General features: G+C 65.8%; 11 protein-coding genes. 7 read left to right on the plus strand and 4 right to left on the minus strand.

Features of this window, described 5'->3' with window-relative positions:
• Positions 1 to 7: 7 nt before the first annotated feature.
• Both ABDB87_RS05925 and ABDB87_RS05930 read right to left on the minus strand, forming a co-directional pair.
• Entirely contained in the window at positions 8 to 3196 is a 3189-nt protein-coding gene (locus ABDB87_RS05925; RefSeq protein WP_345925038.1) for an efflux RND transporter permease subunit, read from the minus strand.
• 39 nt (positions 3197 to 3235) lie between these two features.
• Entirely contained in the window at positions 3236 to 4429 is a 1194-nt protein-coding gene (locus ABDB87_RS05930; RefSeq protein WP_345925040.1) for an efflux RND transporter periplasmic adaptor subunit, read from the minus strand.
• 226 nt (positions 4430 to 4655) lie between these two features.
• On the opposite strand from ABDB87_RS05930, the gene ABDB87_RS05935 reads away from it, so the two are divergent.
• From ABDB87_RS05935 to ABDB87_RS05950, 4 genes are all read left to right on the plus strand, one after another.
• Entirely contained in the window at positions 4656 to 5717 is a 1062-nt protein-coding gene (locus ABDB87_RS05935) for a LysR family transcriptional regulator (RefSeq protein ID WP_345925042.1), read from the plus strand.
• 229 nt (positions 5718 to 5946) lie between these two features.
• Positions 5947 to 6237, plus strand: a complete 291-nt coding sequence (locus tag ABDB87_RS05940; RefSeq protein WP_345925044.1) for a co-chaperone GroES — start codon at positions 5947 to 5949, stop codon at positions 6235 to 6237.
• Between the two features lie 156 nt (positions 6238 to 6393).
• Positions 6394 to 8040, plus strand: a complete 1647-nt coding sequence (groL, locus tag ABDB87_RS05945; protein ID WP_345925045.1) for a chaperonin GroEL — start codon at positions 6394 to 6396, stop codon at positions 8038 to 8040.
• 1018 nt (positions 8041 to 9058) lie between these two features.
• A complete protein-coding gene (locus ABDB87_RS05950) occupies positions 9059 to 9565 on the plus strand; it encodes a hypothetical protein (protein WP_345925046.1) in 507 nt (168 codons plus the stop codon).
• 318 nt (positions 9566 to 9883) lie between these two features.
• Here ABDB87_RS05950 and ABDB87_RS05955 read toward each other — a convergent pair whose 3' ends face one another.
• Positions 9884 to 10366, minus strand: a complete 483-nt coding sequence (locus ABDB87_RS05955) for a helix-turn-helix domain-containing protein (RefSeq protein ID WP_345925047.1) — start codon at positions 10364 to 10366, stop codon at positions 9884 to 9886.
• Between the two features lie 207 nt (positions 10367 to 10573).
• Here ABDB87_RS05955 and ABDB87_RS05960 point away from each other — a divergent pair, with 207 nt between their 5' ends.
• Positions 10574 to 11008, plus strand: coding sequence for a YeeE/YedE family protein (locus ABDB87_RS05960; RefSeq protein WP_345925048.1), 435 nt, complete (start codon positions 10574 to 10576; stop codon positions 11006 to 11008).
• Positions 11005 to 11436 (plus strand): DUF6691 family protein, encoded by a 432-nt coding sequence (locus ABDB87_RS05965; RefSeq protein ID WP_345925049.1) that lies wholly within the window; start codon positions 11005 to 11007, stop codon positions 11434 to 11436. Before ABDB87_RS05960 ends, ABDB87_RS05965 begins: the two co-directional genes overlap by 4 nt.
• A gap of 23 nt (positions 11437 to 11459) precedes the next feature.
• Here ABDB87_RS05965 and ABDB87_RS05970 read toward each other — a convergent pair whose 3' ends face one another.
• Positions 11460 to 11720 (minus strand): DUF2249 domain-containing protein, encoded by a 261-nt coding sequence (locus ABDB87_RS05970; RefSeq protein WP_345925050.1) that lies wholly within the window; start codon positions 11718 to 11720, stop codon positions 11460 to 11462.
• A 195-nt stretch (positions 11721 to 11915) separates the two neighbouring features.
• On the opposite strand from ABDB87_RS05970, the gene ABDB87_RS05975 reads away from it, so the two are divergent.
• Positions 11916 to 14297: a membrane-bound PQQ-dependent dehydrogenase, glucose/quinate/shikimate family gene (locus ABDB87_RS05975; RefSeq protein ID WP_345925051.1), complete on the plus strand. Its 2382-nt coding sequence runs from the start codon at positions 11916 to 11918 to the stop codon at positions 14295 to 14297.
• The last annotated feature ends 35 nt before the right edge of the window (positions 14298 to 14332 follow it).

Raw genomic sequence — 14332 nt, forward strand, 5'->3', positions numbered from 1 at the left:
TCCCTGCTCAGTGTTCGGCATGCTTCGGCGCGAGCGGTGCTTCATGGTGACTCGCCGAATGCAGCGCATGGCGACGGTTGAGGGTACGCAGCAAGACGTAGAAGACCGGCGTCAGGAAGAGGCCGAAGAAGGTGACGCCGATCATGCCGAAGAACACCGCTACGCCCATCGCATGCCGCATCTCGGCCCCCGGACCGAAAGAGGTCAGCAACGGCACCACGCCCATGATGAATGCGATGGAGGTCATCAGGATCGGCCGCAAGCGCAGCCGGCTCGCATCGATCGCGGCCTGCAGCGGGCTGGCCCCCTGCAGCTCCAGCTCGCGGGCGAACTCGACGATCAGGATCGCGTTCTTCGCCGACAGCCCCACCAGCACCATCAGCCCGATCTGGGTGAAGATGTTGTTGTCGCCATGCGTGAGCCAGACACCGGTCAGCGCGGCCAGGATGCTCATCGGCACGATCATGATCACGGCCAGCGGCAGGGTCAGGCTCTCGTATTGCGCGGCGAGCACCAGGAAGACCAGCAGCACGCTGATCGGGAAGACCCAGATGCCCGCGTTGCCGGCGATGATCTTCTGGTAGGTCAGGTCCGTCCATTCGAAACGGATGCCCTTGGGCAGCGTCTGCGCGGCGATGCGCTCGGCCGCCTTCTGCGCCTGGTCCGAGGAATAGCCGGGCGCCGGGCCACCGTTGATATCGGCCGCGGTATAGCCGTTGTAGCGCACCACCATCTCGGGGCCGAAGCCGGGCTTCACCTGCACCAGGGAGGAGAGCGGCACCATCTCGCCATCACGGTTGCGGGTCTTGAGCTGGAGGATGTCTTCCGGATGCGCGCGGAACTGCGCATCGGCCTGGGCCCGCACCTGATACACGCGACCGAAGCGGTTGAAGTCATTCACATACAGCGAGCCGAGATAGATCTGCATGGTGTCAAACACATCGGTCACCGGCACGCCCAGCTGACGCGCCTTGACGCGATCCAGATCCACATCGAGTTGCGGCACATTGATCTGGTAGCTCGAGAAGGACGGCCCGAGTTCGGGCGCCTTCGCCGCGGCGGCGAGGAAGGCCTGTGTTGCGCGATCGAGTTCGGCATAGCCGAGTGCGTCGTGGTCTTCGAGCTGCATCTTGAAGCCGCCCAGCGTGCCCAGGCCCAGCACCGGCGGCGGCGGGAAGACCGCCACGAAAGCTTCCTGGATGACCGAGAGCTTCTGGTTCAGGGCACCTGCGATCGCACCGGCCGAGAGCGCCGGCCCGCGGCGCTCCTCATGCGGCTTGAGCGTCACGAAGACGATGCCGGCGCTGGAGCTGTTGGTGAAGCCGTTGATCGACAGACCAGGGAAAGCGACCGCGCTCTCGACGCCAGGCTGCGCCAGCGCGATGTCGGTCATGCGACGGATCACCGCCTCGCTGCGATCCAGCGACGCGCCATTGGGCAGCTGCGCAAAGCTCACCAGATATTGCTTGTCCTGCCCGGGCACGAAGCCGCCCGGCACGATCCACGCGATGCCGACCGTGGCAGCAAGCAGCAGCGCATACACGCCCATGCTGGCGCCCTTGCGGCGTATGACACCAGCAACCCCTGTCGAGTAGCGCTCCGAGGCACGTCCGAAGAAGCGGTTGAAGACGCGGAAGAATCCGCCGAAACCGCGGTTCATCACGCGGGTCAGCCAGTCGGGCTCGGCGCCATGGCTCTTGAGCAGGATGGCGGCCAGCGCCGGCGAGAGCGTCAGCGAGTTGAAAGCCGAGATCACCGTGGAGATCGCGATGGTCATCGCGAACTGCTTGTAGAACTGCCCGGTCAGGCCGGTCATGAAGGCCAGCGGCACGAACACCGCCACAAGGGTCAGCGCGATCGCGATGATCGGCCCGCTGACTTCCTGCATCGCGCGGTAAGTCGCATCGCGCGGCGAGAGGCCGGCCTCGATGTTGCGCTCGACGTTCTCCACCACCACGATCGCGTCATCCACCACGATGCCGATCGCGAGCACCATGCCGAACAGGCTCAACGCGTTGATCGAATAGCCGAAGCCCAACAAGAGCGAAAAGGTTCCGATGATGGAGATCGGCACCGCCAGCAGGGGAATCACCGAGGCACGCCAGGTCTGCAGGAACACGATCACCACCAGCACCACCAGCGCAATGGCTTCGAGCAGGGTGTGGATCACCGCCTCGATCGAGGCGCGCACGAACTGCGTCGGGTCGTACACGATGCGATGCTCGACCGAGGCAGGGAATTCCTTCGCCAGCTCGTCCATCGTCTCGCGCACGCGGGCGGAGACGTCCAACGCATTGGCCCCGGGCGACTGCAAGATGGCAAGCGCCACCGCGGGCTTGTTGTCGAGCAGCGAGCGCAGGCCGTATTCGGAAGCGGCGAGCTCGACGCGGGCGACGTCGCCCAGGCGGGTGACGCCGCCATCGGACGAGGTCTTCAGGATGATGTCGGCAAACTGCTCCTCGGTCTGCAGGCGGCCCTGGGTGTTGACCGAGAGCTGCAAGGGCACGTCGGGCGCGCTCGGCGAGGCGCCGATCACGCCGGCGGCCACCTGCACGTTCTGCTCGCGGATCGCGGCAATCACCTCGCTCGCGGTGAGACCGCGCTGCGCCACCCGGCCCGGATCCAGCCAGATGCGCATGGAATAATTCCCGCCGCCCCACAGCGCCACCTCTCCGACCCCCGGAATCCGCGCCAGGCGATCCTTGATGTTGATGAGCGCATAGTTGCGCAGATAGGTCATGTCATAGCGGTCGTCCGGCGAGAGCAGGTGCACCACCATGGTCAGCGTGGGCGAGCTCTTGGTGGTCGTCACGCCGAGGCGCTGCACGTCGGCGGGCAGACGCGGCAAGGCTTGCGAGACACGGTTCTGCACCAGCTGCTGGGCCTTGTCCGGGTCCATGCCCAGATTGAAGTAGACGGTCACCGCGAGGTTGCCGTCGCTGTTGGCCTGCGACTGCATGTAGAGCATGTTCTCGACGCCATTGATGGATTCCTCCAGCGGCGAAGCCACGGTTTCGGCGATCACCTTCGGATTGGCGCCGGGATACTGCGCGCGCACCACCACCGAGGGCGGCACCACTTCCGGGTATTCGGAAATCGGCAGCTTGAACATCGCCAGCACACCGGCGAGCAAGATGAGCACCGACAGCACGCCCGCGAAGATCGGGCGGTCGATGAAGAACTTCGAGATATTCATGGGGGGCTCCCTGGAATTTTCTTGTTTTCGCCGCGTGGCTCAGCCATGGGCAGCGCTGGCGAGCTTCGGTGCGACACTTCCGGGCGCCTGCATCGGCACCTCGGTGGGCGCGATCAAGGCGCCGGGGCGCACCCGCTGCAGGCCATTGACCACGATGCGCTCGCCAGCCTTGAGCCCGCTGTCGACCACACGCAGGCCGTCCTGCACCGCCCCCAGGCGCACCTCGCGGTATTGCGCGTGGTTGCTGTCGTCGAGCACCAGCACGAAGCGCTTGTCCTGATCGGTCGACACGGCGCGCTCATCGACGAGTACGGCTTCATGCTCGGCAGTACCGCCGAGCCGGATGCGCGCATAAAGCCCCGGCAGCATCATGCCATCGGGATTATCGAAAACCGCCCGCACGCGGATCGTGCCGGAGGAGGCATCGATGCGGTTATCCACCGAGCTCACCTGACCCTGGCGCGGGTAGCCGTCTTCGCTGGCCAACCCGAGGAAGACCGGCGCGGCCTTGCCCTGGCGGCTGGCCGCGATGCTGCGCAGATAGGTCTGCTCATCCACATCGAAGGCGGCATACAGTTTGGCCACCGACACCACCGAGGTCAGCGCCGGCGAAGCCGCACCGGCAGCCACCACATTGCCGGCCGTCACTTCGGCGCGGGAGACGCGGCCCGAAACCGGCGCGGTGATGCTGGTGTAGGCAAGATTGAGCTTCGCCGCCTCGACCGCTGCACGGGCGGCGAGCAGATTGGCGTCGGCTTCGCGGGCCGCGTTCTGCCGGCTCTCGTGATCGCGGCGCGCGATCGCGTTGTCGGCCAGCAGGCGCTCGCTGCGCGCCAGTTCGGACGCAGTGAAAGCCGCACGGGCCTCCGCCGCGGCGAGACTCGCGCGTGCCTGGTCGAGTGCGGCCTGGAACGGACGCGGATCAATCGTGAAGAGTGGGTCGCCCTTCTTCACCAGGCTGCCATCCTGGAAATGCACTCGGGTGATCTGGCCGGAGACCTGCGGCCGGATCTCGACCCGCTCGACGGCTTCGAGCCGGCCGGAGTAGCGCTGCCAGTCAACGACCTTGCGGCTGGGCACGCGTGCCACCTCCACCGCCGTGGCGGGCGGGGCGGCAGCGGGTTCATCGGCTTCGGCGGCGGTGATGCTGAAAGCACCGAGACCGGCAGCAGCCGCGATCATGAGGGTCATGGTCACGGCAAGCGCCAGTTGGGAGCGGGATTCGGAAGACATGAGACGACTCCTGGAACTTGCTGATGAGGCGGGGGTGGGAAAAGCGGCACGGATCGAAGGTCCGGTGCTTCGTCGCTGGGGTGCGGCGTGGGCCTGAGTGAATGATGTCGGAGGAATTAACTTGAATAAATACGCAAATTCCGGCAACACTATTCAGCACTCACGAATAATCAATCGAGACCCTTGGGCTCGCGCAGCGACATCGGGCCTCCCTCAGGAGCAGGAAATGGATCGCTTCCAGGCCATGCAGGTGTTCACCCGGGTGGTGGATGCCAACAGTTTCAGCGCGGCAGCCGACAGCCTCGGCCTGCCGCGCGCGACCGTCACCACCACCATCCAGAGTCTGGAGAAACGCCTCAAGGTGCGGCTGCTCAACCGCACCACGCGGCGCCTGAGCCTCACGCCGGACGGCGCGGCCTATTACGAGCGCTGCGTGCGCATCCTCGACGAGCTCGAAGACACCGAAGCTTCGTTCATTGACGCCGAGCGTGGCCCGCGCGGTCGCCTGCGCATCGACGTGCCGCCGGTGATCGGGCGCCAGATCCTGATTCCCAATCTGTGCGAGTTCCACCAGCGCTACCCCGATCTCGAGATCGTGATCGGCATGACCGACCGCCCGGTCGACATGGTGCGCGAGGCGGTGGACTGCGTGATCCGCATCGGCGAGCTGCGCGACTCCTCCCTGATCGCCCGCCGCATCGGCACCTTCCGCAGCGTGGTCTGCGCCGCCCCGGCCTACATCGAGCGCCACGGCATTCCGACCTCGATCGAGGATCTGCTGGAGCACCACCAGGCGGTGCACTACTTCTCCAGCCGCACCGGCCGCAACATCGACTGGGATTTCCTGGTCGACGGCGAAACGACCGAGATCAAGATGCGCGGCGTCGTCTCGGTCAATGACGGCGACGCCTATGTGGCCTGCGGCGTGCAGGGCTTCGGCCTGATCCAGCCGGCGCGCTTCATGGTGTTCCGCGAACTGCAGCGCGGCGATCTGATCGAGGTGCTGCCGCATCTGCAGTCCGCCCCGATGCCGATCTCGGTGCTCTATCAGCACAACCGGCACCTGTCGCCGAAAGTCCGCGTGTTTGCCGACTGGGCCGCCGAACTCTTTGCCGGCTGCCCGCTCAGCAGCGGCTGCCAGCTCGGCAGCGAAACAAGCTGTGCCTCGCTCAAGACACCGGCTGGCAGCAACACCCTGCGCTCGCTGGCCGAAGCCCACAACTTCGCCGAAAGCCTGCTGCAGGCGCCCGACACCCTGCCGGCGCACGCCCCCGCCGGCGGTCTCTGAGCCCGAGGCGTGCAGGGCTGCACGGCGCGAGCCGCGCCATCGGGCCATGCGGCAGGTCCATGATTATTTTGAAAACCCTGCCCTTGAAATCACCCTACCCCGCCCCTATCATTAGCACTCGTCAGGGGTGAGTGCTAACAAAACCGGTTCATGCCGGTCGGCCCGCCCCCGGAAACCCCCGGGCCTGGTGCCCAAGTTTTTTGAATCAAGCCCTTAAACAGGAGTGAATATGAAGATTCGTCCCCTGCACGACCGCGTTGTCGTCAAGCGCGTTGAAGCCGAAGAGAAGACTGCTTCCGGCATCGTTCTGGCCAGCTCTGCCGTTGAAAAGCCCGACATGGGCGAAGTGGTGTCCGTGGGCACCGGCAAGCTGCTGGACGACGGCTCCGTCCGCGCCCTGCAACTGAAGGTTGGCGACAAGGTGATCTTCGGCAAGTACAGCGGCCAGACCGTCAAGGTTGATGGCGTTGAACTGCTCGTGATGCGTGAAGAAGACATCTTCGGCGTGATCGAAGCCTAAAGATCGGTCTCGCGCTACTGCGCGGGCCGGGCTGAAGGCTGTGGTGCTCAACGTACAACGCGTACGTTTCCGCTCCTCGCCTTCATCGCGCCCCGCTCGCGACGCGCGCCTCCCGACTTTCCCCACACGAATTCATTCAAATTTCTGGAGTAAGAAATGGCTGCTAAAGAAGTCAAGTTCGGCGATTCCGCTCGCGAACGCATGGTTGCTGGCGTCAATGTCCTCGCCAACGCCGTCAAGGTGACCCTCGGCCCGAAGGGTCGCAACGTGGTGCTGGAGCGCTCCTTCGGCGCCCCGACCGTGACCAAGGACGGTGTCTCCGTCGCCAAGGAAATCGAACTGAAGGACAAGTTCGAGAACATGGGCGCCCAGATGGTCAAGGAAGTCGCTTCCAAGACCTCCGACGTGGCCGGTGACGGCACCACCACCGCCACCGTGCTGGCCCAGGCCATCGTGCGCGAAGGCATGAAGTTCGTGGCCGCCGGCATGAACCCGATGGATCTGAAGCGCGGCATCGACAAGGCTGTCGCCGCCCTGATCGAAGAGCTGAAGAAGACCGCCAAGCCCTGCTCCACCAGCAAGGAAATCGCCCAGGTCGGTTCCATTTCCGCCAACAGCGACGCATCCGTCGGCGAAATCATCGCCACCGCGATGGACAAGGTCGGCAAGGCCGGCGTGATCACCGTTGAAGACGGCAAGAGCCTGGACAACGAGCTGGATGTCGTCGAAGGCATGCAATTCGACCGCGGCTACCTGTCGCCCTACTTCATCAACAACCAGGATCGCCAGATCGCCACCCTGGACAACCCCTTCGTCCTGCTGTTCGACAAGAAGGTCTCCAACATCCGCGACCTGCTGCCGGTGCTGGAACAGGTCGCCAAGGCTGGCCGTCCGCTGCTGATCGTGGCTGAAGACGTCGAAGGCGAAGCGCTGGCCACCCTGGTGGTGAACAACATCCGCGGCATCCTGAAGACCGTGGCCGTCAAGGCTCCGGGCTTCGGCGACCGTCGCAAGGCCATGCTGGAAGACATCGCCATCCTGACCGGTGGCCAGGTGATCTCCGAAGAAGTCGGCCTGTCGCTCGAAAAGGCCACCCTGGACGACCTCGGCCAAGCCAAGCGCATTGAAGTCGAAAAGGAAAACACCACCATCATCGACGGCGCCGGTTCCGCTGACGCCATCCAGTCGCGCGTGGCCCAGATCGACGCCCTGATCGACGCTTCCAACTCCGACTACGACCGCGAAAAGCTGCAGGAACGCAAGGCCAAGCTGGCCGGCGGCGTGGCCGTGATCAAGGTTGGCGCTGCCACCGAAGTCGAAATGAAGGAAAAGAAGGCTCGCGTTGAAGACGCCCTGCACGCTACCCGCGCTGCAGTGGAAGAAGGCATCGTCGCCGGTGGTGGCGTGGCCCTGCTGCGTGCCCGTGCCAACATCGGCTCGGTGAAGGGTGACAACCCCGATCAGGAAGCCGGCATCAAGATCGTGCTGCGCGCGATCGAAGAGCCGCTGCGCCAGATCGTCCAGAACGCCGGTGACGAGCCCTCCGTGGTCGTCTCCAAGGTCCTGGAAGGCAAGGGCAACTACGGTTACAACGCCGCTTCCGGCGTCTATGGCGACATGGTCGAAATGGGCGTGCTGGATCCGGCCAAGGTGACCCGCACCGCGCTGATGAACGCCGCTTCCGTGGCATCCCTGATGCTCACCACCGACTGCATGGTCGGCGAACTGGCCGAAGACAAGCCGGCTGGCGGCGGCATGCCCGACATGGGCGGCATGGGTGGCATGGGCGGCATGGGCATGTAATGCCCTCCGGCACGCGTGGAATCTACTGCGCGTGCCGATCTCGAAACTGTGGTGCTCAACGTACTGCTCGTACGTTTCCGCTCCGCGTTTCGACCTCGGCCCGCTCGCTACGATTCCCGCGACCGGTGCAGCCTTTGCACCAAAGCATCAAAACGAAACCCCGCTTCGGCGGGGTTTCGTCTTTCTAAGGTTTCTGAGTGTTGAGCGGGCAAAGGTGCAAATTGACACTTCTGCCAGCTCCGCCTGGATAAGGCGTGGACACATGGCATTCAAGCTTGCGTGTGCAGTCGAAACTATGAGGTGGCATGCCTTCTTGGTACTTATGACTGACGCAAACCCTAAAACCTTTAACAGGACAGCGTTTGTGTGCAGTTACCTTCTGTGGTTCGTTCATGTGTTACCCCCTGCGACCTTGGCGGGATGCCAGTCCGCACTATCGAACATCTGCTCAAGCAAGACACTATGCGCGAATTGCAGGTAGAGGGACGGGGTAAAGGCCGGAGCTAGCAAGTAGCCCGGATGAAGGCTGAAAGCCGGAATCCGGGGCTTGTCCGAGCCTCAACCCGGATTCCGCTACGCTGCATCCGGGCTACGCTATCAGCCATTCAAAGTCCTCCCAGCCCGGTAGGGTGCGCACCGCGCACGCGGACTCTGCGAAATGGTGCGCAATGCGCACCCTACGGAAACCAGCGCCAGCTGGTCCTCTCCGAAAACCGGGGTCAGGCCTCGCTTTTTGCCTCTCCGGCGCGCAGCAAGTAGCCCGGATGAAGGCTAAAAGCCGGAATCCGGGGCTTCTCGGAGCCTCAACCCCGGATTCCACTTCGTTTCATCCGGGCTACGCGTTCGCTCAAACCCCTTCACAGCTTGAACTCGTCACCACTCCTCGCCAAAGCCCTCCGTAGTGAGCCTTTCTTGATGCAGATGAATAGCCTTCAAATGAGAGTAGGTATCATTTGCGTATGATAAGCACCTCCTCACTCCCGGGGAGTGCTGCGCCCTCCGGATCGTGTTGCCTGCCATGTTTGCCAAGTTCATCGTCGCGCTCGCGGCGCTCTACCATCTGCTCGCCACCGTGGCGGCGATGATGGCCGTGTTCCACTTTGCCCGCGTGCTGCGCGGCGAGGAAAGCAGTCACCCGCTGTGGCGCCATGTCTTCGGCTGGGGCGAGGCGCATCTGTGGATCTCAGGCGCGATCCTGATCGGCGTCGGTCTCTACCTGAACGATCCGATGACCTATCTGAACAACCCCAAGCTGTGGACCAAGGTGAGCCTGGTGCTGCTGTGGGGCGCGAATTCCTGGCTGATCCGGCGGACCCTGCAGCGCGCGTCGCCCCTGCGCCGCAATCTGATGTTCGGCATCTCGACCGGCAGCCTGCTCTACGGCAGCTTCCTCGGCGTGGCCAAGCCACTGGCCTACGGCGTGCTGCCTTTCCCCTGGTTCCTCGCCGGCTTCGTGGCGACCATCGCAGGCTGCACCTGGCTCGTCAGCCAACTGTGCGCACCACCGCCCCCGGCGCAGGCCTGAGCCCGCAGCACAACGGCACGCACGGCGAAGGCAGCAAGTCACCCGGGTAAGGGATCAAAGCCAGCGTCCGGAGCTTGCAGGGCGCTTCAAGCCTGATCCTCCGCCTCACACACCGCGAAAACGCTCACGACACGCTCCTCACTGGTAAACCGGCGCCACCTGCTCTTCAGCTCGTAGGGCGCACTGAGCAAAGCGAACTGCGCCGCATGTCGAAAACCGGAATCCGGGATTTGTCGGAGTGTCGCCCCCGGATTCCGCTGCGCTGCATCCGGGCTACATCAGGCCTGTGTCATGGCGCACCCCAGACCTCAACCGCCCCTAGCGGCGCTCGGGTTTCGGCTCGACGTACTGGCAGCGCAGCCAGCGGAGCAGGCAGACGAGTGAGAGGCCCAGCAGCGGCCAGCGGGACCAGGTGATGGTGCCGTGCTGGAAGACGTCCAGCGCGAGCAGGAAGGCGATGATGACGAGGATGCGCAGCACGCGGTATTGCGCCCAGCTCATGCGTTGCCTGGCCGGCGGCGCGGCCATCGGTGCCGTGACGGGAATCGCTGCAGGGGTGTCGCCGGTCTCTGCAGCCGGACCGCGGGAGGCGGGCTCCGGGCTGATCTCGGCCGGGCCGGCCGAGAGCTCGGCCACCGGAATGCCGAAGGCCCCCGCCAGGGCGAGCCGGGTTTCGGCCGAGGCCTTGCCTTCGGCTTCGACGCGCTGGATGGTGCGCAGGCTCAGGCCCGCGGCTTCGGCCAGATGTTCCTGGGACCAGGCGCGCGCTTCGCGCAGCCGGCGGATCTGTTGTGCGTTCATGCTGATGTCCATGCTGCGTCCTCACGCTTGATCGGGGTGAGGCAAGTGTCCCTGCGGAGGCGTCGGGCGATGCCGCCAGAAGCCCGCCATTCCTGCGACAGTTTGCCGCCAGGGCCCTGTCAGGGGCAACCGGCGCCTGCCGCCCTGCGCTGCACACACCCGGCGGACGCCACTACACTGGCGGTCTCGTGTTGAAGCGCTGATGCCATGCACCTCGTGAATTTCACTCCCTGGAGCGCACTCGCCGGCGGTGCGCTGATCGGTCTGGCGGCGGCGCTGCTGGCGCTGTGTTGCGGACGCATTGCCGGGATCAGCGGCATCGCCGGCCAGCTGCTGACGCGCGGCACGCCGGATCGCCTCTGGCGCATTGCCTTCCTCGGCGGGCTCCTGGCCGCGCCCTGGCTGCTGCGCCTGGTGAGCGACTCCGGCACTACGCCGCACAGCGCGGCCTCGCCCGGAATGCTGCTCGGCGCGGGCCTGCTGGTGGGCCTCGGCACCCGGATGGCGAATGGCTGCACCAGTGGTCATGGTGTCTGCGGGCTCGCGCGTTTTTCGCTGCGCTCGCTGGTCTCGGTGGCGAGTTTCATGGCCGCCGGGTTCCTCACCGTGTGGCTGCTCCGCCATGTGTGGGGTGGCGCATGAAGTCGCGTGCGGCCGAGGCCGCGATCGCCGCGCTGTGCGGGCTCCTCTTTGGCCTGGGACTCATCCTGAGCGGCATGACGGACCCCGCGCGGGTGCAGGATTTTCTGGATCCGGCGGGCAGCTGGAATCCCTCGCTGGCCTTCGTGATGGCCGGTGCCATCGGTGTGGCGGTGCTGCCTTTCCAGTGGCTGCGCCGGCGGCAGCGGACGCTTGGCGGGGCGCCGCTGCAGTTGCCGGCATCCCACGGCATCACGCCGCGCCTGGTGCTGGGCAGCGTGCTCTTCGGAATCGGCTGGGGCCTGGCCGGCTTCTGCCCGGGCCCGGCGCTGGTCGGGCTCGGCTCGGCCTGGCAGCCGGCACTGATCTTCTGTGCCGGCATGCTGGGGGGCTTCGGGCTTTTCAGCCTGCTGCCGGGTCGCCCGGGCTGAATGGCGTCGGCGACCGGCAGGTCTCAGGCGGCGCGGCGGTCACTGCCGATGTGGAAATCGATGACGACGCGGCCGACGCCCTCGATCTGCTCGGGGCGGACGCGGTCGCCGTAGCGCTGGGCAATCTGGGCCAGCAGCGACTGCGGATCCTGATCGTTGATGAAACGCATGACGGTGCCGGCTTCGAGCCTGTCCATGACGCCGAAGAATGCGGTGTGGCGAACGCCGGCACTGATGCCGCGTGCGTCGAATACCTGCGTGTTGTTGCGGTTGATGGTCTCCATGATGTTTCCTCCTTGTCCGGTTTCCGGGGTGCTCCTTTCTGATGGACCGCGGGCTCCGGGCTTGGTTCATTCAAAAACTGCCAGCTGCCCTGTAGGACGGTGCTGACATTCGCCGCCCGCCTCGTCTGATCGTCGCTCCCGCGCGCGCAGTGCATCGTCTGGGGCAGGAACAGGTGCATCGCGGAAGGATCGGACATGGCAGACGCTGCGCAGGGCGGGAGCGATCCCGAAGATCGACACATCGTGGCGCTGGCCACCGGCAGCTTCGTCGGCGCGCTCGGGCTCTACATGAGCATTGCCGGCGGCTGGCTGGCAGTCAGCGGCGGTTCGCTCTACTACCTGATCGGCGGACTGATGCTGATGGCATGCGGCGTCATGCTTGCGCGGCGCCACCCGGCCGCCACGCCGCTGTATGCGGCTTTTCTGGCGGCCACCCTGGTGTGGGCGCTCTACGAGGTGGGGCTCGACTGGTGGCAGCTCACGCCCCGCGTGCCGCTGTGGTTCGTGATCGGCGGCTGGCTGCTGCTGCCAGGGGTGTGCCGCGCGCTGGGCACCCGGCCCTCGCGCACGCTGGCGCTGGTGATGATCCTCTGCGTGGGCACCGGTCTCGCCACACTGGCCGCGAATCCGCACGAGGTGGCCGGCAAATGGGATGGTCCTTACACCCCGGCTCCTTCGGGCCTCGCCATGGCCGGCGCCGACTGGCCCGATTACGGCGGCACCTCGGCCGGCCAACGCTTCAGCACCCTGGATCAGATCACGCCGGCGAATGTGGCCGACCTCGAGCTGGCCTGGCACTTTCGCACCGGTGACGCGAAGAACGGCGGTGACCCCAATGAAACCACCGACGAGAACACCCCGATCAAGATCGGCAACACGCTCTACGCCTGCACGCCGCACAGCATCCTGATCGCGCTCGACGCGACCGAGGGCACCGAGCGCTGGCGTTTCGATCCGAAGATCCAGAGCCCGGTCGGCTTCCGGCATTTCGCCCACATGACCTGCCGCGGCGTGAGCTACCACGCCGATCCGGTCGCGGTCTCGAACAACCGGCCCTGCGCGAGCCGGATTTTCCTGCCCACCGCAGACGCCCGCCTGATGGCAGTAGATGCGCGCAGCGGCAAGGTTTGCGAGGGCTTCGGCGACCACGGCCAGATCGATCTGCGCCGGGGCATCGGCGCCTTCAAGCCGGGGGGCTACTACTCCACCTCGCCGCCGGCGGTGGTGGGCAATGTCGTCGTCATGGGTGCCCACGTCACCGACAACAGCTCAAATGACGAGCCCTCCGGTGTGATCCGCGCTTTCGACGCGAAGGATGGCCATGAGCTCTGGTACTGGGACGCCGGCCGGCCGGAAGACAATTCACCCCTCAAGCCGGGCGAACGCTACCTGCGCAATTCGCCCAACATGTGGTCGATCATGAGTGCGGATCCGGCGCTGAATCTGGTCTATCTGCCGATGGGCAATCAGACGCCGGACCAGTGGGGCGGCGAGCGCACGCCCGGTGCCGAGATGGTATCGGCCGGCGTCGTGGCGCTGGATGTACGCAGCGGCCGGATGGTCTGGCACTACCAGTTCACCCACCACGACCTGTGGGACATGGATGTGGGCGGCCAACCGAGTCTGGTCGATCTGCAGACGCCGCAAGGCCTGCGTCCGGCACTGATCGCCTCGACCAAGCAGGGCAGCATCTATGTGCTGGACCGCCGCGACGGCACGCCGATCTTTCCGGTCGCCGAAGTGCCGGTGCCGCAGGGCACCGTGCCCGACGATCATCTGTCGCCGACGCAGCCGATGTCAGCCGTGCACTTCCGCCCCGAGCCGCTCACCGAGGCCTCGATGTGGGGCGCCACCGCGCTCGATCAGCTGTGGTGCCGGCTGCGCTTCCGCTCGCTGCGCTATGAAGGCCCTTATACCCCGCCCTCGCTGCAGGGCTCGATCGTGTATCCGGGCAACTTCGGCGTGTTCGACTGGGGTGGCGTCAGCATCGATCCGCTGCGCCAGCTCGCGATCGTCAGCCCCGCCTACATGGCCTTCTACTCGCGCCTGATTCCGAAGGGCAGCGACGACGGCCGCAGGGAAGCCGTCAGCGAACGGGAGGGCGAGCAGCGCGTGGACGGCATTCCGTATGACTTCGACATGGGCCCGCTGCTGTCACCGCTGGGTCTGCCGTGTCAGGCGCCGCCCTGGGGTTATGTGGCCGCGGTCGACCTGCGCAGCGGCAAGACGCTCTGGCAACACCGCAATGGCACGGTGCGCGACAACTCGCCGCTGCCCCTGCCATTCAGGATGGGCGTGCCCGCGCTGGGCGGCATGGTCAGCACGGCGGGCGGCGTGAGCTTCCTCTCCGGCACGCTGGACCAGTATCTGCGCGCCTACGACGTGGCCACCGGCACCGAGCGCTTCCGCGCCCGCCTGCCCGCCGGCGGCCAGGCCACCCCGATGACCTACCAGGATGCGCGGGGGCGGCAGCTGGTCGTCGTCGTAGCCGGCGGCCACGGGTCACTCGGCACGAAGACGGGCGACCACATCATGGCCTGGGCCCTGCCCAAGGAGCCGGGCCAGCCGGCACGCTGAAAGGCTTCACGCCTGCCCGGCTGCGCACCGGGCAG

Source organism: Uliginosibacterium paludis (assembly GCF_039631355.1).
GTDB classification, from domain to species: Bacteria; Pseudomonadota; Gammaproteobacteria; order Burkholderiales; family Rhodocyclaceae; genus Uliginosibacterium; species Uliginosibacterium paludis.